This window comes from Mycobacterium sp. DL (assembly GCF_039729195.1).
Taxonomy (GTDB): Bacteria; Actinomycetota; Actinomycetes; order Mycobacteriales; family Mycobacteriaceae; genus Mycobacterium; species Mycobacterium hippocampi_A.
In genome coordinates, this window is sequence record NZ_CP155796.1 from 4,091,163 (window position 1) to 4,113,934 (window position 22,772).

The window sequence follows — 22,772 nt, forward strand, 5'->3', positions numbered from 1 at the left end:
CGGGCTCAGGCCGACGCGACAGCGTTGTTGATCAGCCGTGCATAGCGGTTGGTGCGGGCGTTGCCCGTCGTCCCCGGACCCATCTTGTTCATGACGTAGGCATAGGTGGCGCGTCGCTCGGTGTCCATGACCACGAGCGACCCGCCCCAGCCGCCCCACCAGCAGGCCCTGCCGTCGGGGACCGCCTTGATGGTCTCGGGTGAGGACAGTCCGAAACCGATCCCGAACCGCAGCGGGACGAACAGCACCTGGTCGACGCCGGCGGCCTGCTCGGTGAAGATCATGTCGATGGTGTCGGGGGAGAGCAGCTGGACGCCGTTCGCCCTGCCGCTCAACGAGATCGGTGACAGCGCCCGGACGAGTCCGCGTGCGTTTCCGTGACCGTTGGCGCCCCCGATGTCGGCATCGCGCCACTGCTTGGTCTCGGCCAGCGCGACGCCGGAGGCGCCCGGCGGAAAGGCGGCGAACGTCTTGACGGCCGGGTGGTCGGGGGCCAGTCTGGCCAGGCCGAGATCGCGCGGCGGCGGCGGGACCAGTTCGGCGATGCGCCCGGTGTCTTCGGGCACCGCACCGATCTGGACATCGGCGCCGAGCGGTTCGGCGATCTCGGTGCGGACGAATTCCTTGAGCGATCGGCCGGTGATCCGGCGCAGGATCTCGCCGATCAGGTGGCCGAAGGGCAGGGCGTGATAACCCGACGCCGTTCCCGGCGGCCACCAGGGTGCCTGCCGCGCGAGGTGCGAGCTCGCCTTCTCCCAGTCGTAGACGTCGTCCACGGTGAACGGCGCCTCCCAGCCGGAGACCCCCGAGGTGTGCGAGAGCAGATGGCGGACCGCGATGTCCTGCTTGCCGTTGGCCGCGAACTCCGGCCAGTACGAGGCGACCGGGGCGAACGGGTCCAGCACACCTCGGTCGACGAGAATCAACGCGGCCAACGAGGTGAGGGTCTTGGTGCAGGACCAGAAGTTGACGATCGTGTCCTGCTGCCAGGGTGATGTCTGCGCCCGATCGGCGTGCCCGCCCCAGATGTCGGCGACCAGCTCACCGTCGATGTCCACGGCGATCGATGCGCCGAGTTCCTCGCCGCGCGCCAGCTCGTCGGCCAGCGCTTCGGCGAGGGGGTCGAACCGGGAATCCCACCGGCCTCGAACGGTCTCGCCGACGTCGTCGGTCATGCGCTGGCTTCCCACCGCTCGGTCAGCCGTCGCAGACCTTCGGAGGTCAGTCGGCCGAACAGCCGCAGCCGTGCCATACCGCCGTCGGGGTGGATGTCGAGGCGCACCTCGGTGACGGGATGGGCGGAGCCGGTAGACGGCTCGATCAGGAACCGGTGCTTGGTGTCTGGTTGCAGATCGGTGAGCGGCACCAGGTCGAACCACTCGCCGTCGCCGTCGCGGCCCCGCAGCCGGGCGGAGCCGGGCGCATTGCCGATGAAGTACGACGTGTCCAGCTCGGCGGCCGCCAGTACACCCTGACCCGCCAAACGTACCTGGACCCAGTCGTTTCCGGCATCACGCCGTCGTGAGGTCTCCCACCCCTCACCCATGGTTCTGGCCGCGCCGGGCAGCAGCAGATTGTTCGGCGAACTGTAGAACATGTTGGAACAGGCGGTGATTCGGCCGCCGTTCTCCAAAGCGGCCAGGTCCAGCGGAAGCTCGGTGAAGCGCGGGTCCAGCAGCCCTTCGCCGTGCACCCGGAGCCGCGCCACGCCGCCGTCGGGGTAGATGGCCAGCCGCACATGGGTCCAGCGCCGGGGCGATTCGACGGCGAACGGATTGCGGGTGTCGCCGTTGACCGCCCGCCGCTCGACGATGGTGGTCCACTGCACGTCGTGCGCCAACTCCTCGGGGGTGGGGTACCCCTCCACGAAGGCGGCCTCGACCGAGATCTCGGGCGGATAGTTTCCGGTGAACCACGCGGTGTCCACCACCACGCCGCGGATGATGCCCGGGACACCGAGCCGGACGATCGCGCAGTCGTGCGAATCGCTTGTGGCGCCGCGGCGCCGACGGGTCTCCCACCCGTCGTAGATCTGACCCTTGTGGCCGAACGTGGCCGGCTGATACTCCGGCGCGCCCGGTTTGATCAGGTTCTCTTTTTCGGCGAACACATCGTCGTTGGCCCACAGCACCGCTCCACCCGCGGATCGGGCGGCGAGATCGGGAAGGGAGAGGAAGTGGGAGTGTCCGGCGGGTCTTGTCGGTGGAGTGCTCACCGGCAAAGCCTAGGCGAGCAGCCGGTCACCAGTTGTCGTAGCCGCCCTCGGGGCCGAGCATGCGCTCGAGTCGGGTTCGGTTGATGCGGGCCAGCTCGTTGCGGACGATCTTGCGCTCGGTCTCGTGGTCGTTGTGCAACCGGTCGCGCAGCGTGGCGAGCACGTCGTCGGCGCGGTAGCCGTTGATGAACATCACGAACCCGAAGCCGAAATGCTGCAGGTAGGTCTTCGACGCCGCCGCCAACTCGGCCATCATCTCGGGGCGCTCGTCGGTGATGGCGCACTGCTCGGCCTGCGACTTCTCGCTGCCCGGCCGCCGGCCGACGTCCGGGTAGGCCTCCAGGATGGAGTCGACGGACTCCTCGCTCAGCCCGAACAGCAGCGAGTCGGCACAGCGGTACAGCTGCTCGTAGGTGTCGAAGGGGCGGGCCCGCACCAGATCGGCGGCCAGCGGGACGCTGTAGCAGCACTCGTAGACGGCGTGCACGGCGCGGCGCATCGGCATCGCGTTGAACGCGTCCAGCCCCAGTCCCTGATGCAACAGCACAACGCCATGATCGAAGGCCGAAGGGACAGCTGCGTTACGTCGTGTTACAGGCACGCAAATTCCCGCGGTGACCTGAGTCTCAAACCGGCCGGATCAGTGGCCCTCGGTCTTGAACCGCTCGACCGAGCGCAACACCTCGGCCTCGGCCTCGGCACGACCCACCCAGTCGGCGGCTTCGACGAACTTGCCGGGTTCGAGGTCCTTGTAGTGCACGAAGAAGTGCTTGATGGCGTCGAGTTCGAACGACGAGATGTCGCCGATATCGGTGATGTGGTCCCACCGCGGGTCGGCGAGCACGCACAGCACTTTGTCGTCGCCGCCCTTCTCGTCGGTCATCCGGAACATGCCGACCGGGCGGGCCTCGACGATGCATCCCGGGAAGACCGGTTCGGGCAGCAGGACCAGCGCGTCCAGCGGATCGCCGTCCTCGCCGAGGGTGTCCTCGATGTAGCCGTAGTCCGTCGGGTATCCCATCGCCGTGAACAGATAGCGGTCCAGCTTCACCTTCCCGCTGTCGTGGTCCACCTCATACTTGTTGCGCGATCCCTTCTGGATCTCGATGAGGACATCGAACTGCACCGGGGGACTCCTTCGGCTCAGGGTCGCCTGCTGGCGACGCGGGTTAACACTAAACGAGCGATACCCTGCTCTACAGGGGTGGCTCGGGTAGTCGATCGAGAGCAGGAGATACATGCGTCCCACTCGGTGGCGGCGATCCACCCACGTGGTGGTGGGGGTGGCGGTACTGCTGCTGGTTGTCGTCGTCGTGGCGGCGGCTGCACTGTTGACCGCGGGGCGGTCCGATGAACTGGCCGTGGAGCCCGCGCCTGCGCCGGCCACCGCCCAACCGGCTGTGGTGCCGGTGCCCGACACCGCGGACGCGCCGACCGCAGACGGGCTGGCCGCGGCCCTGGCGCCGGTACTGGCCGACCCCAATCTGGGCATGTTCACCGGGCGCATCACCGACGCGCTGACGGGCCGGGAGATCTGGGCCCAGGGTGCCGACGTACCGATGCAGCCGGCGTCGACGAACAAGCTGCTGACCGCTGCGGCGGCGTTGCTGACGCTCGACCGCGACGACCGGTTGACCACGCGGGTGCGCAGCACCTCGCCCGGAGTGGTGGTGCTGGTGGGCGGTGGTGATCAGACGCTGTCGGCGGCATCGGACGACGAGGACACCTGGTACCGGGATGCGGCGCGGATCTCCGATCTGGCCGATCAGGTGCGGCGCAGCGGCACCGCCGTCAACACCGTGCAGGTGGATGTCAGCGCCTATACCGGGCCGTCGATGGCCGTGGGCTGGGATCCGCTGGACATCGACGGCGGGGACATCGCGCCGATGGAGGCGGTGATGCTCGACGGCGGCCGCACCCAGCCGGTGACCGTGGAGTCGCGGCGGTCCAAGACGCCTGCGCTGGATGCCGGCCGGGCCCTGGCGGTGGCCTTGCGCATCGACCCGGCGAGGGTGACGGTGCTGCCGAGGGCGGCGGGCGGCGGGACGGAGATCGCCTCGGTGCAGTCGCCGCCGCTGATGCAGCGACTGCGCGACATGGTCAACCTGTCCGACAACGTGATGGCGGAGTCCATCGGCCGCGAGGTCGCCGCCCACCTCGACCAGCCCCGCAGCTTCGACGGTGCCGCCCGGGCCGTGCTGAGCACCCTCGACGACGCCGGCATCAACATCTCCGGAGCGCGGCTGTTCGACTCGAGCGGGCTTTCGGTGGATGACCGGCTGACCGCCAGAACCCTCGACGAACTCGTCAACGCCGCGGCCGGCGACGCCCAGCCCGACCTGCGCCCCCTGGTCGACCTGCTGCCGATAGCCGGGGGCAGCGGCACGCTGTCCTACCGCTATCACGACACCGAGCAGGGTCGCGCCGCCCTGGGCTACCTGCGGGCCAAGACAGGCTCGCTGACCGGTACCAACACGCTGGCCGGAATCGTCACCGACGAGAGTGGGCGGGTGCTCACCTTCGCTCTGCTGTCCAACGACGCCGGTCCGACCGGCCGCACCTCACTCGATGCGTTCGCCGCGGTGCTGCGCTCATGCGGATGCCGCACATGAGCCAGCAGAACGGGTCCGGCTTCTCCGTCGGCCGTGCCGTCGACTGGAAGCTGGCCGCGACGCTCGGGGGGAAGCTGGCCCGCCCGGAACCCGCCGCCACCGACTACACCCGCAGGCAGGCGATCGAGCAGCTCGCCGAGTCCGCCCGCAGGTCCGAACTGCCGGTCCGCGAGGTGACCGGGCTCATCGAGGGCGGCGAGATCCAGGAGGCGCGGGTCGTCAACCGACCGGAGTGGATCGGCGCCGCAGCCCGGTCGATGCGGGCCATGACCGGCGGCGGCCACGACGGCGACGTCAAGCCAAGGGCGGTCACCGGCCGCATCGCGGGAGCCCAGACCGGGGCGGTGCTGGCGTTCGTGTCCTCGGGCATACTCGGCCAGTACGACCCGTTCGCTACAGGCGGTGGCGAGCTACTGCTGGTGTATCCCAACGTGATTGCGGTCGAACGACAGCTGCGCGTGAACCCCGCGGACTTCCGGATGTGGGTGTGCCTGCACGAGGTGACCCACCGGGTGCAGTTCCGCGCCAACCCGTGGTTGGCCGACCACATGACGGGTGCGCTGGCGGTGTTGACCGAGGACGCCGGCGAAGACGTGACGCAGGTCGTCGGCCGGCTCGCCGGGTACGTGCGTGGACTGCGGGACGGTTCCAAAGACGATGACCCACAGTCGGATTCAGGTGTTCTCGGGTTGCTCCGGGCGGTGCAGTCCGAGCCGCAGCGGGCGGCGCTCGACAAGCTCCTGGTGCTGGGCACGCTGCTGGAAGGCCATGCCGAGCATGTGATGGATGCGGTCGGACCCGCCGTGGTGCCGTCGGTCGCGACGATCAGGCGCCGGTTCGACGAACGCCGACAGCGCAAACAGCCCCCCTTGCAGCGGTTGATGCGCGCGCTGATGGGCATCGACGCGAAGATGAACCAGTACACCCGCGGCAAGGCCTTCGTGGACGACGTCGTGGCGAAGGTGGGCATGCAGCGGTTCAACGCCGTCTGGTCGGATGCCGAAACCCTGCCGCTGCCAAGCGAAATCGATGAGCCACAGCGGTGGATCGACCGCGTGCTGTAGCCGAGCTGCGAAGGGTGGTCGCGCGCTTCGCCGGTGACCACGCGGCAGGCTCGGACCGATGGTGCGTCGCGCTGTCGGGCGGACCCGACTCGCTGGCGCTGACGGCCGCCGCGGCGGAGGTGCTGCCCACCACCGCGCTGATCGTCGACCACGGGCTGCAGCCCGGCTCGGCGTCGGTCGCCACCACCGCGCGCGATCAGGCGCTTGCGCTGGGTTGTGTTGCCGCAGAGGTGCTCCGTGTCGACGTGGGCACGACGGGAGGCCCGGAGGCCGCGGCCCGGTCAGCACGCTACCGGGCGCTGGAGGCGGCCCGCGGCGGTGCGCCGGTACTGCTGGCGCACACACTCGACGACCAGGCCGAGACGGTGCTGCTGGGGCTGGGCCGGGGCTCTGGGGCCCGCTCGATCGCCGGCATGAAACCGTATGACCCGCCGTGGTGCCGCCCGCTGCTCGGCGTGCGGCGCGACCTGACCCACCTGGTGTGCGCCGAACTGGGGCTGAGCGCGTGGCAGGATCCGCACAACTCCGACCGGCGCTTCACCAGGGTGCGACTGCGCGGCGAGGTGCTGCCGCTGCTGGAGGATGTCCTCGGCGGCGGGGTGGCCGAGGCGCTGGCGCGCACGGCGACCGCGTTGCGTGAGGACACCGACACCCTCGACGGCATGGCCGCCGACGCGCTCTCCGGGATCGTCGAGGTCGGTGACGTGCCCACCACATCGATCGCCCCCCTGCCCACTGCCGCGCTCGCCCCGCTGCCGGACGCGGTTCGGCGCAGGGTGATCAGGGGCTGGCTTCTCGCCGGCGGGGCCGTCGGGCTGACCGACGTCCAGTTGCGGGCCGTGGACGCTCTGGTCACCGCGTGGCGGGGCCAGGGCGGGGTGGCGGTGCCCGGCGCCGCTCCCCGGATGCGGCTGTTCGCGGGCCGTCGCAAGGACATGCTGGTGCTGTACCGAGAGGCGGTCTGAGGCTCGCGTTGGTCATCCCGGCCACCGCATGGCACGCTGTGCACGTGCCTGCGCATACCGCGGACTTGTATCCCGGGGACATCAAGTCGGTGTTGTTGTCCGAAGATCAGATCCAAGCCAAGACCGCCGAACTCGCAGCGCTCGTAGGCGCTCATTACCAGGACGGATCCTCAGGGCAGGATCTGCTCCTCATCACGGTGCTCAAGGGCGCGGTCATGTTCGTCACGGATCTGGCCAGGGCGATCCCGTTGCCCACCCAGTTGGAGTTCATGGCTGTCAGCTCCTATGGCTCGTCCACGTCGTCGTCGGGTGTGGTGCGCATCCTCAAGGACCTCGACCGGGACATCAACGACCGGGACGTGCTGATCGTCGAGGACATCGTCGACTCCGGGCTGACGCTGAAGTGGTTGCTGCGCAACCTCGCCACTCGCCATCCCCGGTCACTGAAGGTATGCACGCTGCTGCGTAAACCCGATGCCGTCCGCGTCGATCTCGACATCGACTTCATCGGGTTCGACATCCCCAACGAGTTCGTCGTCGGCTACGGCCTCGATTATGCGGAGCGCTACCGCGACCTGCCCTACATCGGCACCCTCGACCCGAGGGTGTACGAAGACCACTAGGCGGCGCAGAATGCGGAGATGACCACCGCCCTCCGGATCTGTCCACTGTGCGAAGCGACCTGCGGCCTGACGTTGACGATCGACGACGGGCGGGTGACCGGTGCGCGAGGTGACCACGACGACGTCTTCAGTTCGGGCTTCATCTGCCCGAAGGGTGCAAGTTTCGCCGAGCTCGACAACGATCCGGACCGCCTGAGCGCGCCACTGATCCGTCGGGACGGCGTCCTGACCGAGGCGACGTGGGACGAGGCGTTCGCCGCCGTCGCCGACGGCCTCGGCGCGGTCGTCCGTGACCACGGCGGATCCTCGGTCGGGGTGTATCTCGGTAATCCCAACGCGCACACCGTCGCCGGAGCGCTCTACCCGCCGCTCATCGTCCGCGGGGTCGGCACCCACCAGGTCTACTCGGCCAGCACGCTGGACCAGATGCCCAAGCACGTCTCGCTGGGCCTGATGTTCGGCAGCCCCGTCGCGTTCACGGTGCCCGACCTCGACCGCACCGACTATCTGGTGGTCATCGGGGCGAACCCGCTGGTGTCCAACGGCAGCCTGGCCACCGCCGCCGACTTCGGCGGCAAGCTACGCAAGCTGCGCAAGCGCGGGGGCACGCTCGTCGTGATCGACCCCGCCCGCACCCGCACCGCCGAACTCGCCGACCGGCACCTGGCGCCGCGACCCGGCACCGACGCCGCACTGCTGGGTGCCGTCGTCAACGTGCTGTTCGACGAGGATCTGGTGACGCTCGGGGCGTTGGCCGACTATGTGGCCGGTCTGGACGAGGTCCGCGACGTCGCCCGGGATTTCACCCCGGAGATCGTCGCGGCGCACTGCGGGATCGAAGCCGACGAGATCCGCACCCTCGCCCGGGAACTCGCCGCCGCGCCCACCGCCGTCGTCTACGGCCGGATGGGCACCTCCACGGTCGAGTTCGGCACGCTGGGCAGCTGGCTGGTGGACGTCGTCAACATCCTCACCGGGAATCTGGATCGGCCCGGCGGCGCGATGTTCCCGCTCTCGCCGGTGGCCCCGGCACCCCGAGGGCACCGCCCGGGCCGCGGGTTCTCCACCGGCCGGTGGCACAGCCGGGTCTCCGGTCATCCCGAGGTGCTCTCGGAATTTCCCGTCGTGGCGCTGGCCGAGGAGATCGAGACTCCGGGCGAGGGGCAGATCAAAGCGATGATCACCATCGCGGGAAACCCGGTGCTCTCCGCCCCGGACGGCGATCGACTCGACAGGGCGCTGGCCGGCGTCGGCTTCATGATTTCGGTCGACCCGTACCTCAACGAGACCACCCGCCACGCCGACGTCGTCCTGCCGCCCCCGCCGCCGTCGCGCAGCCCGCACTTCGACTTCGCCCTGAACAACGTCGCGGTCCGCAACAACGCCCGCTATTCACCACCTGTGCTGGCGTTGCAGGGTCGTCCCGACGAAGCCGAGATCCTGTCGCGAATCGCCTTGGTGCTCTACGGAATCGGAGTCGATGCCGACCCTGCGCTCGTCGACGAGCAGGTCATCGCCACCACCCTGGCCAAGGAGACCGCCGACGCGGCGTCACCGGTGGCCGGACGCGACGTCGGCGAGTTGACCGCCATGCTCGACGACGGCCCGGGCTACGAGCGCCGTCTCGACATGATGCTCCGCGTCGGGGCCTACGGCGACGCCTTCGGTGCCCGGCCGGACGGTCTGACCCTGCAACGCCTCAAAGCGGCACCGCACGGCATCGACCTGGGGCCGCTGCAGCCGCGACTGCCCGATCTGCTGCGCACCCCCTCGGGCCTGATCGAGCTCGCGCCGTCCCAGCTGATCGCCGACGCGCAGCGCCTGCGTGACTCGCTGGGCCATCGCAGCGGCGGGTTCGTCCTGATCGGTCGCCGGCACCTGCGGTCCAACAACAGCTGGATGCACAACCTGCCCGCTCTGGCGGGCGGCACGAACCGGTGCACCCTGCGGATCCATCCCGACGACGCCGCCGAACTCGGGCTGTCCGACACTGCCGTCGTCAAAGGTTCCGGCGGCGAATTGGTGGTGCCGATCGAGGTCACCGAAGACATCCGCCGCGGGGTGCTGTCGCTGCCGCACGGCTGGGGACACGACCGGGACGGAACCGGGCAGAAGCTCGCCGCCGGTCAGCCCGGCGTCAACGTCAACCAGCTGAACGACGGGGCGGCGGTGGACCCGCTCTCGGGCACCGCGGTGCTCAACGGAATCCCCGTCGTGGTCGAACCGGCGGTGAGCCCGGCATAGTGCCAGATCAGGTCAGTTCCCAGATGACGGTCACCGAGAAGCCGACCGTCTGCTGACCCGGCTCGAGCGGCACCGCGGCCTCCATCATTCCCCGCGGCGCCTGCATCGGGATCGGCGGTGTCGGGCCGCCCGTCTCCGAGATCGAGATGACGCTGCCGAGATCGAGGCCCGAGAGCTCTGCGTACTGTTCGGCGCGGTCCTTGGCGTCCTCGAACGCCCGGGCCCTGGCGTCGCGCACCAACTGCGAATCGTCCTCGATGGAGTAGCTGATCGAGTTGATCCGGGTGGCGTTGCCGCCGGTGCTGACGATCAGGCCGATCGCGTCCGAGGCCAGGTCGAGGTCGCGGATCGTCACGTTGATCGAGTTGGTGGCGCGGTAGGCGGCGATGGTGGTGTCGTCGGCGCCGTACTGCGGCTGCAGGTCGGCCTGCGTGGTGGCCAGGTCGTTGCGGTCGATACCGAGTTCGACGAGCGCGTCGATGACGGCCTGCTGACGCTCGTTGGTCTGGTTCATCGCGCCGGTGGCGTCGGGTGCCAGGAACTCCATCGACGCGTTCACGGTCAGCGTGTCGGGTGAGCCCTGGACCTGCCCGGCGCCGACGACCGTCACCTGGCGGGTGTCGGCATCGGGGGTCAGCGTCGGGCCCGGCTGGGCATCACACGCGGTCAGCGCAACGGCTGCGGCGCCCGTCGCGGCGAGGCACATGAGCTTGGTCCTGGCCGTCTTCACTCCCGGTGCGATCGACATTCCTGGCACCCTAGGTCATCGGGGAAACGAATCCGCGAAGAAGTCGAGCAGCGCGCGGCTGATGTCGTGCGGGCGCTCCTCGGTCAGCCAGTGGCCGGCCCCCTCGATCATCAGCTCGCGGTACTCACCGGAGACGACCTCGCGGGCGCGGTGCCGCGGGGTGTAGGCCAGCGTGGCGTCGGCGGTGCCGCCGATGAACAGCGCGGGCGCCTCGATCGTCGCGGCCGGTGGCTCGGCCGTCAGCTCCCAGTTGCGGTCGAAACAGCGGTACCAGTTCAGCGGGCCGGTGAACCCGTGGCGGGTGAACTCCTCGACGTAGACCCCGAAGTCGGCCGGGCTGAGCCAGTCCGGAAGGCCACCCGGCTCCGGGATGCGGTCGAGGAACCCCTGCGGCCCGGCCGCGCCGACCATCTCCTCGCCCGTCGTCGTCAGCGCGAACAACCGCCGGAACGTCGTCGCCGGATCCCGGTTGAGTTCGGCATCGGCGGGGCCCTGCTCCTGGAAGTACAGGATGTACATGAACCGGTCCCCGAAGACCTTGCGGAATGCCTGCGTCGTGGGCACCTTCGGACGCGGCACCGGAGGCAGGCTCAGGCCGGCGACCGCGGCGAAGCGGTCGGGGTGCAGCAGCGGCGCGGTCCACGCCACCACGGCGCCGAAGTCGTGGCCGACCAGCGCCGCGCGCTCGGCGCCGACGTCGTCGAGTAACCCGACGACGTCCGCGCTGAGGTCGGTGACGGCGTAGGCGTCGACATCTTCGGGGGTCTGCGAGCCGCCGTAGCCGCGCTGGTCGGGGGCCAGCACGTGATAGCCCGCCTCGGCCAGCGCCTGCACCTGATGTCGCCAGGTGAACGCCAGCTCAGGGAACCCGTGGCAGAGCACCACCACGGGCGCGCCCGGCTCGCCTGCCTCGGTCACCCGCAGCGAAACCCCGTTCGTCTGCACCATCCGCGTCCGCACGACCCCATACTTTCGCCGAACGTGCCCGCAGTGTCGAGGTCACCGCAGAATCGTGACAGGGAATGCACGTTCGGTGCCCGAGCAACTCCGGGCTCAGGCCTGATGGTTCCCTCCGTGAACTCCGGGAACTGCCAGACGTTGGTCTAGCGGTAGCCTTGACTACTCCAGCTGTGCGTATTGGAAGGATTTGGCCGGCGGTGCGCTGTCGGCGTAGGTATCAATGAACCGAAAAAATGTGATCCGCACGCTCACGGTGATCGCCGTCGTGTTGCTGCTCGGGTGGTCCTTCTTCTATTTCAGCGACGACACCCGCGGGCACGAAGCTGTCCCCACGTCGGTCGCCATCGCACAGATCGAGGCCGACAACGTCAACGAAGCCCAGATCGACGACCGCGAACAGCAGGTGCGCCTCGAGCTGAAGAGCGGCAACGACGACACATCGGGCAACACCCAGATCATCAGCAAGTACCCCACGGGGTACGGGGTCACGCTGTTCGAGGCGCTGGAAGCCAAGAACGCGAAGGTCAACACCGTCGTCAACCAGAGCAGCATGCTCGGCACGCTGCTGATCTACATGCTGCCGCTGCTGCTGCTGGTCTTCCTCTTCGTGATGTTCTCCCGGATGCAGTCCGGTGGGCGGATGGGGTTCGGCTTCGGCAAGTCGAAGGCCAAACAGCTCTCCAAGGACATGCCGAAGACCACGTTCGCCGACGTCGCCGGCGTCGACGAAGCGGTCGAGGAGCTCTACGAGATCAAGGACTTCCTGCAGAACCCGACCCGCTATCAGGCGCTCGGCGCCAAGATCCCCAAGGGCGTGCTGCTCTACGGCCCTCCCGGCACCGGCAAGACGCTGCTGGCGCGCGCGGTCGCCGGTGAGGCCGGGGTTCCGTTCTTCACGATCTCCGGCTCGGATTTTGTCGAGATGTTCGTCGGTGTCGGCGCCTCCCGGGTGCGCGACATGTTCGAGCAGGCCAAGCAGAACAGCCCGTGCATCATCTTCGTCGACGAGATCGACGCGGTCGGTAGGCAGCGCGGCGCCGGTATGGGCGGCGGCCACGACGAACGCGAGCAGACGCTCAACCAGCTGCTCGTCGAGATGGACGGCTTCGGCGAACGCCAGGGCGTCATTCTGATCGCGGCCACCAACCGACCCGACATCCTCGATCCGGCGCTGTTGCGCCCGGGCCGCTTCGACCGACAGATCCCGGTGTCCAGCCCCGATCTCGCCGGCCGCCGCGCAGTGCTGAAGGTCCACTCGCAGGGCAAACCGATCGCCGAGGACGCCGATCTCGACGGCCTGGCCAAGCGCACGGTCGGCATGTCCGGTGCCGACCTGGCCAACGTCATCAACGAGGCTGCTCTACTCACGGCACGCGAGAACGGCACCGTCATCACCGGCGCGGCCCTCGAAGAGGCCGTCGACCGGGTCGTCGGTGGGCCGCGCCGCAAGGGCCGCATCATCAGCGAGCACGAGAAGAAGATCACCGCCTACCACGAGGGCGGGCACACGTTGGCGGCCTGGGCGATGCCCGACATCGAGCCGATCTACAAGGTGACGATCCTGGCCCGTGGACGCACCGGTGGACACGCCATGGCTGTCCCCGAGGACGACAAGGGTCTGATGACGCGCTCGGAGATGATCGCGCGCCTGGTCTTCGCCATGGGCGGCCGCGCCGCCGAGGAACTCGTGTTCCGCGAGCCCACCACCGGCGCGTCCTCTGACATCGACCAGGCCACCAAGATCGCCCGGGCGATGGTCACCGAGTACGGCATGAGCTCCAAGCTCGGTGCCGTCCGGTACGGCACCGAGCACGGCGACCCGTTCCTCGGCCGCACGATGGGCACCCAGGCCGACTACAGCCACGAGGTCGCCCAGATCATCGACGACGAGGTCCGCAAGCTCATCGAGGCCGCCCACACCGAGGCGTGGGAGATCCTGACCGAATACCGCGACGTCCTGGACATCCTGGCCGGCGAGTTGCTGGAGAAGGAGACGCTGCACCGCGTCGAACTGCAGGCGATCTTCGGTGACGTGAAGAAGCGGCCGCGTCTGACCATGTTCGACGACTTCGGTGGCCGGGTGCCGTCGGACAAGCCGCCCATCAAGACGCCCGGTGAGCTGGCAATCGAGCGCGGCGAGCCGTGGCCCAAGCCGGTTCCCGAGCCCGCCTTCAAGACTGCGATCGCGCAGGCGTCGAAGGCGGCCGCCGAAGCGGCCCCCAAGAACGGCACGAACGGCGCGGGTGGCAACGGTGCGTCGGGCAACGGGCCGACGCAGCCCGATTACGGTGCGCCGGCCGGCTGGCACGCGCCCGGATGGCCGCCGCCGCACGGGGCGCCACCGCAGCCGCAGCAGCAGCCGCAGCCTCAGGGGTACTGGTACCCCCCGCCCCCGCCGGCGGGATGGCAGGGCGGTCCGCAGACCCCGGCTCCGTACCCGGGTTATCCGCCGTATCAGCAGCCGTACCCGCAGCCGGGGCAACCCGGTCCAGAGGGCGGTGCGCCTGCGCCCGGCCCGAAGGGCGAGCCCGATCACGAGAGTGGCAAGCACAGAGATCGGGCTGATCCGCCGAACCGCGGTTAGTCCCTGGCCGATATCCGAAACGGAGACTTCGATGACGCGGTCGCACAACAATGATTCGGCCACGCTGACCAGCCATGAGTTCGATCAGGAGCGCGCCGAGCGGGCCGTTCGCGAGTTGCTGATCGCGGTCGGTGAGGATCCCGACCGGCATGGTCTGGCGGACACACCGGCCCGGGTGGCCCGCGCATACCGCGAGATGTTCGCGGGCCTGTACACCGATCCGGATACCGTGCTGAACACCACCTTCGACGAACAGCACGACGAATTGGTGTTGGTCAAAGAGATCCCGATGTACTCCACCTGCGAGCACCACCTGGTGGCGTTCCACGGGGTGGCCCACGTCGGCTACATCCCGGGGATCGACGGCCGGGTCACCGGCCTGTCCAAGATCGCCCGCCTGGTGGATCTCTACGCCAAGCGGCCACAGGTCCAGGAACGGCTGACCGCGCAGATCGCCGACGCGTTGATGCGCAAGCTCGACCCGCGCGGTGCCATCGTGGTGATCGAGGCCGAGCACCTGTGCATGGCCATGCGGGGGGTGCGCAAGCCCGGTGCGACGACGACCACGTCCGCGGTGCGCGGACAGTTCAAGCACGACAACGCCTCTCGGGCCGAGGCTCTGGATCTGATCCTGAGAAGGTGAATTTCGACCGGGGCGAGCGAAGCGACGGGGGATCTGCCGGCCATCAGACCCAGGCGGTGACGCACGTGAAGGTGATGGGGGTCGTCAACGTCACCGATGACTCGTTCTCCGACGGGGGCCTGTTCCTCGACCGCGATCGTGCGATCGCACATGGTGTCGAACTCGTCGCCCAAGGCGCCGCCATCGTCGACATCGGTGGTGAGTCGACGCGTCCGGGTGCCACCCGGGTGGCACCTGAGGTCGAGACGTCCCGGGTGCTTCCCGTCGTCAAAGAACTTGCCCAGCAAGGGATCACGATCAGCATCGACACCATGCACGCGGGTGTCGCGAGCGCGGCGCTGGAGAACGGCGCGACGCTCGTCAACGACGTGTCCGGTGGCAGGGCGGACCCGGACATGGCGAGAGTGGTCGCCGATGCCGGGGTGCCCTGGGTGTTGATGCACTGGCGGTCGGTGGGCAGTGACCGACCGCACGACGTGCCCGTCTACGGCGACGTGGTCGGGGAGGTCCGTGACGAACTGATGGCCGGCGTGGATGCCGCAGTGCGCGCCGGGGTGGACCCGGCCAAGTTGATCATCGATCCCGGACTCGGATTCGCCAAGACCGCACAGCACAATTGGGCGCTGCTCAGTGCGCTGCCCGAGTTCGTCGCGACCGGGATCCCGATTCTGGTCGGTGCCTCCCGGAAACGGTTCCTGGGCTCTCTGCTGGCCGGGCCGGACGGCGATCCCAGGCCGCCGTCCGGTCGGGAGACGGCCACCGCGGTGATCTCGGCGCTGGCGGGGTGGCATCGGGTGTGGGGTGTCCGGGTGCACGACGTCCGTGCATCGGCAGACGCGCTCGCCGTGGTCACGGCGTGGCGCACGGCAGGGGGTTGATCGGTGGCTGATCGAATCGAGTTGCGGGGGTTGAAGGTTCGTGGCAACCACGGTGTCTTCGAGCATGAGCGCCGCGACGGCCAGGACTTCATCGTGGACATCACGGTATGGATCGACCTGGAGGCCGCGGCTGCCAGCGACGACCTCGCCGACACCATGGACTACGGCGCGCTGGCACAGCGCGCCGCCGCCGTCGTCGCCGGGCCGCCACGACAGCTGATCGAGACCGTCGCGGGGGAGATCGCCGACGACGTGATGGCCGACCAGCGGGTGCACGCTGTGGAGGTGGTGGTTCACAAGCCGGGCGCGCCCATCCCGCTGGAGTTCGCCGACGTCGCCGTGACGGCCCGCCGGTCACGCCGTGGCGGTAAGGGAGCCCCGTGACGGCAGTGGTGTTGTCCATCGGTTCGAACCTCGGTGACCGGTTGGCGCGGTTGCAGTCGGTGGTGGACGGCCTCGACGGCACGGTGGTGGCGGTGTCACCGGTGTACGAGACCGATGCATGGGGTGGCGTCGATCAGGGACCCTTTCTCAATGCCGTTGTCCTCGGCGATGATCCGGAGTTGAATCCGCACGGTTGGCTGCGTCGCGCCCACCAGCTCGAGGATGCGGCGCAGCGGGTCCGGGCGCAGCGCTGGGGACCCAGGACGCTTGATGTGGACCTGGTCAGCTGCCGCGACTCCGACGGTGAGGTGACGGTGCATGACGACGTCCTGACCCTGCCCCACCCGTACGCGCACGTCCGGGCGTTCGTGCTTGCGCCGTGGTTGGCAGTCGATCCGCAGGCCACGTTGACCGTCGCCGGCCGGGTGAGCAGCATCGCGCACCTCCTCGACGACGTGGACCCCGCGGAGCGCGCCGGGGTCCGGCTGACGGGGCAGGCGTTGCGCCTGGGCGACGGCAGTTGATCGGCTGATGGGGCCGACCAGTAGGCGCGATCTGGTTGTCGCGGTGGCGGGCACCGCGGTGGTGGGGTATCTGCTGGTGCGCGCCACCTATCGGTACTTCCCGCCGATCACCGGGTGGACAGGGGTGTCGCTGCTGGGTGTCGCCGTTGCGCTCGCAGGTTGGGGGGTCTACGTCCGGGCCAGGATCGGTGAGGGCGCGATCGGGGTCGGTGCGGGCCGGCTGCATCCGATCGCGGTGGCGCGGTCGGTGCTGATCGCCAAGGCGTCGGCGTGGATGGGCAGTGTCGTGCTCGGGTGGTGGCTGGCCGTGGTGGTCTACCTGCTGCCGCGACGCAGCACGTTGCGGGTGGCCGCCGAGGACATGCCGGGCGCCGTGGTCGCCGGGTTGTGTGCGCTCGCGCTGGTCGTCGCGGCCCTCTGGTTACAGCATTGCTGCAGGTCGCCCGACGAGCCGCCGGAGAACGCCGATTCGGCGCCCGGCTGACCGAATTCGCCGGTCCACCCGCCGAATCGCCGTCCGGGGTCGACACGCTAGGTGACCTGTGGCGGGTACAGTCGGCCCATGACCGATCCGACCCGCGGCGCGCGCATTCGGCGCGGCGCCCGTCGGCCGGGTTGGATCCTGATGACGGTGTTGCTGGTGCTTGCGATCGGGGCGAGTTCGGCGCTGGTTTTCACCAATCGTGTCGAGTTGCTGAAGCTTGCCGTCATCCTGGCGCTGTGGGCTGCGGTCGTGGCCGCGTTCGTGTCGGTGATCTACCGCAGGCAGAGCGACAGCGACCAGGCGAAGGTGCGGGATCTCAAGCTGGTGTACGATCTGCAGCTGGACCGTGAGATCTCGGCACGGCGGGAGTACGAGCTCGCCGTCGAGACCCAGTTGCGCCGCGAGCTCGCCTCGGAACTGCGCTCACAATCGTCCGACGAGGTGTCGGCGCTGCGAGCCGAATTGGCCGCGCTGCGGGCGAATCTGGAGTTCCTGTTCGACACCGACCTGTCCCATCGGCAGGCGATCGAAACCGACAGGACCAGCGGCCGGGTCTTCGGTGAATGGGCCGGCGCGGACACAGCGGGACGGGTCAGCAGCAGTCGGATCGACACCGAAGAGGTCGACGAGGACGACGCCCACGCCCCCGACACCGAGGAGAGCCCGATCATCGACGTTCCGGCCGAACCGCATCCTCCCGAGGACGACCGGGTGTCGGCGGTCGACGACGCGGGGGGCGTCCACCGCAGGTTCTCCGAGCAGGCTCCGGGCAGGACCCATCGGGCCGACGAGGCGTCCGCACGTCAGCGCCCATCGCCGCCACCCCCGCCACCACCGCCGCCGCAGAGCGCCCCGCCCGAGCCGCACTACCCGTGGCTGCCCCCGCCTGCGCCGCGCCCGCGTGCGCCCGAACCGACACCGGCGACGACCAACTGGCAGCCGGCTCCTGCTGAGGGACAGTGGATTCCGCCCGGCGCGCCAGGCAGCAACTGGGTGGCGCCACCGAGAGCCAACGGCAGCGTGGAGGGCACCCACGACGAATACGTGGGCAGACGGCGGGCACCCGATGCCGGCTCACCGCCACCATCGTCGAGCCCACCGCCACCATCGTCGAGCCCACCGCCACCACCGCCGTCCGAACCGCCACTGCCGCCCGAACCGCCTCGCGGTAGGCACTACGGCGGCCCCCAGGAGAACCCCCAGGCGACGACGCCCCCGCCCCCGCCCGCCGGCCAGGACGAGCCGGAGGATTCCGACGGCGGCGCCCACACCGGAGGACAGTCGGTCGCCGAGTTGATGGCGCGACTGCAGGCGTCGCCGTCCGGAGGCGGTGGACGCAGGCGTCGCGAGGATTGAGCTAATGTCGTAGCGACCGTCCGGTACCCGCACTGCGGGACCGGAACGAACGATCAGAATCTGCGAGGTCGCCTGCGATGCTGCAGCCCCCCGCCGGCGGGAGCGCCCCGCACGACGGACTCCGTCCCGCCCGGCTCACGATCGGCGTGATCTCCGCCGGGCGCGTGGGCACCGCTCTCGGGCACGCACTGGAACGCGCAGAGCACGTCGTCGTCGGCTGCAGCGCGGTCTCTAATGCCTCCCGGCAGCGCGCCCAGCGATGGCTCCCCGACACCCCGGTGCTCCCGGTCGACGAGGTGGCCGGCCGGGCCGAGCTGCTGCTGCTGGCCGTTCCCGATGCTGAGTTGCCGGCGCTGGTGGCCGGTCTGGCCGCCACCGGGGCGGTGCGCGCGAACACCATTGTCGTGCACACTTCGGGCGCCAACGGGATCGGTGTGCTGGCGCCGTTGGCCGAGCAGGGATGCATCGCGCTGGCGATCCACCCGGCGATGACGTTCGCCGGGTCGGACGAGGACATCGACCGGCTGCGCGGCACGTGTTTCGGTATCACCGCCGCCGACGAGATCGGATACGCCGTGGCCCAGTCGCTGGTGCTCGAGATCGGTGGCGAGCCGTTCCGCGTCCGCGAGGACGCCCGCACCCTCTACCACGCGGCGTTGGCGCATTCGAGCAATCACGTCGTGACCCTGATGCTCGACGCGGTCGAGGCGCTGCGGACGGCACTGCAGGGCCAGGAGCTGCTGGGCCAGGAGCTCGTCGGTGACACACCCGGGGGGATCGCCGAGCGGATCATCGGCCCACTGGCCCGCGCGTCGCTGGACAACGCGCTGCAGCGCGGCCAGGCTGCTCTGACCGGTCCGGTGGCCCGTGGCGACGCCGCCGCCGTCGCGGGTCATCTTCAGGCGTTGACCGAGGTGAATCCTGATCTCGCGCAGGCGTACCGGATGAACTCGTGGCGCACGGCGCAACGTGCGAACGCCCCGGATGCGGTGTTCGAGGTGCTGACGGAAGCAGGACGGCCATGGTGACCCGCAACTCCCCGAAGTTCAGCGCCGGTCAGCTCAACGTGTTCTCGCGACCGCGCGAGGTATTCGAGGTGACCCGGGCGTTGCGGGCCACCGGGCGCCGCATCATGTTGGTACCGACGATGGGCGCCCTGCACGAGGGACATCTGACGTTGATCCGTGCCGCCAAACGGGTACAGGGTGCCGTCGTGGTGGTGTCGATCTTCGTCAACCCGTTGCAATTCGGCGCCGGTGAGGACCTCGACGCATATCCGCGCACCCTCGACGACGACCTGGCCGCGCTGCGCGCCGAGGGGGTCGAGATCGTGTTCACCCCGACGGCGGACGACATGTACCCCGACGGAGCCCGCACCACCGTGGTGCCGGGTGCGCTCGGCGCGGAACTCGAAGGGGCCTCGCGGCCAACACATTTTGCGGGGATGCTCACCGTGGTCCTGAAACTGCTCAACGCTGTGGCTCCGGACCGCGCCTTCTTCGGCGAGAAGGACTACCAGCAGTTGACGCTGATCCGGCAGATGGTCATCGACCTGAACCTCGACGTCGCGGTCGTCGGCGTGCCCATCGTGCGGGAGTCCGACGGCCTGGCGATGTCGTCGCGGAACCGCTACCTCGATCCCGACGAACGCGAGCAGGCGGGCGCACTGTCGGCGGCGTTGCTCGCGGGGAGGTACACGGCGTCGATGGGGGTGTCGGCCGCACTGGACGCTGCCCGGGCGGTGCTCGACGAGGTGCCCGCCCTGCAGGTCGACTACCTGGAGGTTCGTGACCCGATGCTGGGGCCGGCACCTGCGGAGGGAGCGGGCCGGATGCTGATTGCGGCCAGGCTCGGGCGTACCCGCCTCCTCGACAACATCGCGATCGACATCGGCGCGGCGGCCGGCATCGACGGTCATCCGCGCGTCGCGTCCACCGAGAGCCATGAATTGCCCTGGAGGAACTGATGTTACGAACCATGCTGAAGTCGAAGATCCACCGCGCCACCGTCACTCAGGCCGATCTGCACTACGTCGGATCGGTGACTGTGGACGCCGACCTGATGGCTGCGGCCGATCTGCTCGAAGGTGAGCAGGTGACCATCGTCGACGTCGACAATGGCGCGCGATTGGTCACGTATGTGATCACCGGTGAGCCGGGTAGCGGTGTGATCGGGATCAACGGCGCCGCAGCGCATCTGATACATCCCGGCGATCTGGTGATTCTGATCGCCTACGGGACCATGGAGGATGCCGAAGCCCGGGCGTATCGGCCGCGGGTGGTTTTTGTCGACGCCGACAACAGGCAGATCGACCTCGGTGACGATCCCGCGCGGGTGCCTGCGGACGCCTCCGGCCTGATGTCGCCGAGGTGATGGCGTGCTCCTCGCGATAGACGTCCGCAACACCCACACCGTCGTCGGTCTGATCTCGGGGGCCGGCGATCACGCAAAGGTGTTCCACCACTGGCGTATTCGTACCGAAGCCGAGGTGACTGCCGACGAACTGGCGCTCACCATCGACGGCCTGATCGGTGACGACGCCGAGCACCTCACCGGCGCCGCGGGTCTGTCGACGGTGCCGTCGGTGTTGCATGAGGTGCGCCTGATGCTCGAGCAGTACTGGCCGTCGGTACCCCATGTGCTGATCGAACCCGGGGTCCGCACGGGTATCCCGCTGCTGGTCGACAACCCCAAGGAGGTGGGTGCCGACCGCATTGTCAATTGCCTTGCGGCGTATCACAGATTCCAGACGGCGGCCATCGTGGTGGACTTCGGTTCGTCGATCTGTGTGGACGTGGTGTCGGCCAAGGGGGAGTTCCTCGGCGGGGCCATCGCACCCGGCGTGCAGGTGTCCTCCGACGCCGCGGCGGCCCGCTCGGCGGCTCTGCGACGCGTCGAACTGACCAGGCCCCGTTCGGTCGTCGGCAAGAACACCGTCGAATGCATGCAGGCGGGCGCGGTGTTCGGATTCGCCGGGCTCGTCGACGGTCTGGTGAAGCGGGTGCGCGAGGACGTCGACGGGTTCGGGGCCCACGACGATGTCGCCGTCGTCGCGACCGGACACGGCGCGCCGATGGTGCTCGACGACGTGCGCAGCGTCGAGCACTACGACCGCCATCTGACGCTGGACGGACTGCGACTGGTGTTCGAGCGCAACCGCGATGGTCAGCGGGGGAAGTTGCGCCAGGCCCGCTGAGGCCGTGGCCGCGCTAGAAGAATGTGCGGATCAGGTCGACCACGTGGCCGTCGGCGTCCAGCACCGGAATCACCCGCCACTTGTCGAACACGGTGCACGGGTGCGAGATCCCGAACCGCAGCCACGCCCCGACCGGTGCGCGGGAGCGGTCGCCCGGAGCCAGTGTCAGGAAAGCGTGCTGGTCGTTGAGTGTGGTGACCGCCCCGCCGGGCATCTCCAGCGGGATCGGCAGCCCCTGGTCGAACGCGACGTCACGTCGGCCCATCGTCAGGATCGCCAGTCCGTCCTCCGGTCGGGAGATCACCTGCGCGCGAATTTCGAGGGCGGGGCGCAGGCCGGTCCGGCCGTCGCGGGTCAGCGGTGAGGTGCGTGCGTACAGACCGTGATCGTGGGTCAGATAGCAGCCGCTGCGCAGCACGGTGCGCACCGACAGGGCGCCCGGCCAGCCTGTCAGCACGTCGGCGACGGCGTCGAAGTAGCTGCTGCCGCCTGCGCTGACCAGCACGCTGTCGGTCTCGAACAACGGGGCGAGCCGCAGGGTGGCCGCCCGCATCTCGGACAGGTACCCGGTGACGGCAAGAAGCCCGTCAGGTGTCACCTCGTGGCCACGCGACGCCTCGTAGCCGGCGACCCCGACCAGCCGCAGCCGGGATGAGGCCGCCGCGGCGCGGGCGACCTCGTCGACCTGCTCGCGTGAGCGGCACCCTGTCCGTCCGCCCGGCATTCCCAGCTCCACGCACACGTCCACGGCTCGCGGTGCGCCGGCCAGCGCCGAGGTCATCAGCTCGACGCCGCGGACCGAGTCCACCCAGCACACGAACCGCAGATCCCGGTCGCGCTCCAGTTCGGCCGCCAGCCACGCCAGCCCGGCCTCGTCGACAAGCTCGTTGGCCAGCACCAGATCACCCACGCCGAACGCGCGGTACACCGCGGCCTGGCCGACGGTGGCCACGGTGATCGCGCAGGCGCCCGCGTCGATCTGGCGGGCCGCCAGCTGCGGCGACATGTGGGTTTTGCCGTGCGGGGCGAGCTGCACCCCGCGCTCCCGGCACCAGGTCGCCATCACGGCGAGGTTGTGGGTCAGCGCGTCTGCGTGCAGGACGCACACCGGCCCGAAAGCGCCGGCGGTGACCAGCTCGGGTGCCGACGCGACGATCTGCGCCGGGGTCCGGCCCCACCACTGTGTCGGGACGCCCTTGAAGCTCCAGTCGAGCGGCTGGTCGGCGAGCGCGCGGACCGCCGCCCGGTTCATCAGCGCTTTGTTCGGCACAGCCATCTGTTCATTTAAGCTG

Annotated in this window: 23 protein-coding genes; 16 read left to right on the top strand and 7 right to left on the bottom strand. The window is 69.3% G+C overall.

The features are described 5' to 3' along the window. Window positions 1-5 precede the first annotated feature (5 nt). From ABDC78_RS19525 to ABDC78_RS19540, 4 genes are all read right to left on the bottom strand, one after another. Window positions 6-1,175 carry a serine hydrolase domain-containing protein gene (locus ABDC78_RS19525; protein ID WP_178359421.1) on the bottom strand — a complete coding sequence of 390 codons (1,170 nt, stop codon included), beginning with the start codon at window positions 1,173-1,175 and terminating at the stop codon, window positions 6-8. Beyond that, complete coding sequence (gene alc, locus ABDC78_RS19530) at window positions 1,172-2,215, bottom strand: allantoicase (RefSeq protein ID WP_178359420.1); 1,044 nt, start codon at window positions 2,213-2,215, stop codon at window positions 1,172-1,174. Before alc ends, ABDC78_RS19525 begins: the two co-directional genes overlap by 4 nt. Window positions 2,216-2,240: 25 nt before the next feature. Beyond that, window positions 2,241-2,762 (bottom strand): 2-oxo-4-hydroxy-4-carboxy-5-ureidoimidazoline decarboxylase, encoded by a 522-nt coding sequence (locus ABDC78_RS19535; RefSeq protein WP_178359419.1) that lies wholly within the window; start codon window positions 2,760-2,762, stop codon window positions 2,241-2,243. 93 nt (window positions 2,763-2,855) lie between these two features. After that, entirely contained in the window at window positions 2,856-3,341 is a 486-nt protein-coding gene (locus tag ABDC78_RS19540; protein ID WP_178359418.1) for an inorganic diphosphatase, read from the bottom strand. Window positions 3,342-3,453: 112 nt separating this feature from the next. Here ABDC78_RS19540 and dacB point away from each other — a divergent pair, with 112 nt between their 5' ends. From dacB to ABDC78_RS19565, 5 genes are read left to right on the top strand one after another with little or no spacing between them, the layout of a single operon-like run. Continuing rightward, entirely contained in the window at window positions 3,454-4,827 is a 1,374-nt protein-coding gene (gene dacB, locus ABDC78_RS19545) for a D-alanyl-D-alanine carboxypeptidase/D-alanyl-D-alanine-endopeptidase (RefSeq protein WP_178359417.1), read from the top strand. Further along, on the top strand, window positions 4,824-5,891 hold the full coding sequence (locus ABDC78_RS19550; protein ID WP_178359416.1) for a zinc-dependent metalloprotease: 1,068 nt from the start codon (window positions 4,824-4,826) through the stop codon (window positions 5,889-5,891). The genes dacB and ABDC78_RS19550 overlap by 4 nt, the downstream gene beginning before the upstream one ends. Further along, window positions 5,870-6,856: a tRNA lysidine(34) synthetase TilS gene (gene tilS, locus ABDC78_RS19555; protein WP_178359415.1), complete on the top strand. Its 987-nt coding sequence runs from the start codon at window positions 5,870-5,872 to the stop codon at window positions 6,854-6,856. Before ABDC78_RS19550 ends, tilS begins: the two co-directional genes overlap by 22 nt. Further along, the gene (gene hpt / locus ABDC78_RS19560; RefSeq protein ID WP_178359459.1) at window positions 6,853-7,479 is read left to right on the top strand and encodes a hypoxanthine phosphoribosyltransferase; all 627 of its coding nucleotides are present in this window, start codon (window positions 6,853-6,855) and stop codon (window positions 7,477-7,479) included. The genes tilS and hpt overlap by 4 nt, the downstream gene beginning before the upstream one ends. A gap of 18 nt (window positions 7,480-7,497) precedes the next feature. Then, complete coding sequence (locus tag ABDC78_RS19565) at window positions 7,498-9,723, top strand: molybdopterin-dependent oxidoreductase (protein WP_178359414.1); 2,226 nt, start codon at window positions 7,498-7,500, stop codon at window positions 9,721-9,723. A 7-nt stretch (window positions 9,724-9,730) separates the two neighbouring features. Here ABDC78_RS19565 and ABDC78_RS19570 read toward each other — a convergent pair whose 3' ends face one another. After that, window positions 9,731-10,429: an SIMPL domain-containing protein gene (locus ABDC78_RS19570; protein ID WP_178359458.1), complete on the bottom strand. Its 699-nt coding sequence runs from the start codon at window positions 10,427-10,429 to the stop codon at window positions 9,731-9,733. Window positions 10,430-10,486: 57 nt separating this feature from the next. After that, entirely contained in the window at window positions 10,487-11,419 is a 933-nt protein-coding gene (locus ABDC78_RS19575) for an alpha/beta hydrolase (RefSeq protein ID WP_178359457.1), read from the bottom strand. A 232-nt stretch (window positions 11,420-11,651) separates the two neighbouring features. Here ABDC78_RS19575 and ftsH point away from each other — a divergent pair, with 232 nt between their 5' ends. From ftsH to ABDC78_RS19630, 11 genes are all read left to right on the top strand, one after another. Beyond that, window positions 11,652-14,015 carry an ATP-dependent zinc metalloprotease FtsH gene (gene ftsH, locus ABDC78_RS19580; RefSeq protein WP_178359413.1) on the top strand — a complete coding sequence of 788 codons (2,364 nt, stop codon included), beginning with the start codon at window positions 11,652-11,654 and terminating at the stop codon, window positions 14,013-14,015. Window positions 14,016-14,046: 31 nt separating this feature from the next. After that, on the top strand, window positions 14,047-14,658 hold the full coding sequence (folE, locus tag ABDC78_RS19585) for a GTP cyclohydrolase I FolE (RefSeq protein ID WP_178359412.1): 612 nt from the start codon (window positions 14,047-14,049) through the stop codon (window positions 14,656-14,658). Window positions 14,659-14,732: 74 nt separating this feature from the next. Further along, a complete protein-coding gene (folP, locus tag ABDC78_RS19590) occupies window positions 14,733-15,536 on the top strand; it encodes a dihydropteroate synthase (RefSeq protein WP_178359456.1) in 804 nt (267 codons plus the stop codon). 3 nt (window positions 15,537-15,539) lie between these two features. After that, complete coding sequence (gene folB / locus ABDC78_RS19595; protein ID WP_178359411.1) at window positions 15,540-15,920, top strand: dihydroneopterin aldolase; 381 nt, start codon at window positions 15,540-15,542, stop codon at window positions 15,918-15,920. After that, window positions 15,917-16,444 carry a 2-amino-4-hydroxy-6-hydroxymethyldihydropteridine diphosphokinase gene (gene folK, locus ABDC78_RS19600; RefSeq protein WP_178359410.1) on the top strand — a complete coding sequence of 176 codons (528 nt, stop codon included), beginning with the start codon at window positions 15,917-15,919 and terminating at the stop codon, window positions 16,442-16,444. The genes folB and folK overlap by 4 nt, the downstream gene beginning before the upstream one ends. Window positions 16,445-16,451: 7 nt before the next feature. Further along, window positions 16,452-16,928, top strand: coding sequence for a DUF3180 domain-containing protein (locus ABDC78_RS19605; RefSeq protein WP_178359409.1), 477 nt, complete (start codon window positions 16,452-16,454; stop codon window positions 16,926-16,928). A 78-nt stretch (window positions 16,929-17,006) separates the two neighbouring features. Then, a complete protein-coding gene (locus tag ABDC78_RS19610) occupies window positions 17,007-18,284 on the top strand; it encodes a DUF6779 domain-containing protein (RefSeq protein WP_347133152.1) in 1,278 nt (425 codons plus the stop codon). Window positions 18,285-18,361: 77 nt separating this feature from the next. Then, window positions 18,362-19,312 (top strand): DUF2520 domain-containing protein, encoded by a 951-nt coding sequence (locus ABDC78_RS19615; protein ID WP_178361542.1) that lies wholly within the window; start codon window positions 18,362-18,364, stop codon window positions 19,310-19,312. After that, complete coding sequence (gene panC / locus ABDC78_RS19620) at window positions 19,306-20,250, top strand: pantoate--beta-alanine ligase (RefSeq protein ID WP_178361543.1); 945 nt, start codon at window positions 19,306-19,308, stop codon at window positions 20,248-20,250. The genes ABDC78_RS19615 and panC overlap by 7 nt, the downstream gene beginning before the upstream one ends. Next, complete coding sequence (gene panD / locus ABDC78_RS19625) at window positions 20,250-20,657, top strand: aspartate 1-decarboxylase (RefSeq protein ID WP_178361544.1); 408 nt, start codon at window positions 20,250-20,252, stop codon at window positions 20,655-20,657. Before panC ends, panD begins: the two co-directional genes overlap by 1 nt. 4 nt (window positions 20,658-20,661) lie before the next feature. Further along, window positions 20,662-21,480 (top strand): type III pantothenate kinase, encoded by an 819-nt coding sequence (locus ABDC78_RS19630; protein WP_178361545.1) that lies wholly within the window; start codon window positions 20,662-20,664, stop codon window positions 21,478-21,480. 13 nt (window positions 21,481-21,493) lie between these two features. Here the strand turns inward: ABDC78_RS19630 and ABDC78_RS19635 are convergent, their stop codons facing one another. Further along, the gene (locus tag ABDC78_RS19635) at window positions 21,494-22,756 is read right to left on the bottom strand and encodes an alanine racemase (protein ID WP_178361546.1); all 1,263 of its coding nucleotides are present in this window, start codon (window positions 22,754-22,756) and stop codon (window positions 21,494-21,496) included. Window positions 22,757-22,772: the final 16 nt, after the last annotated feature.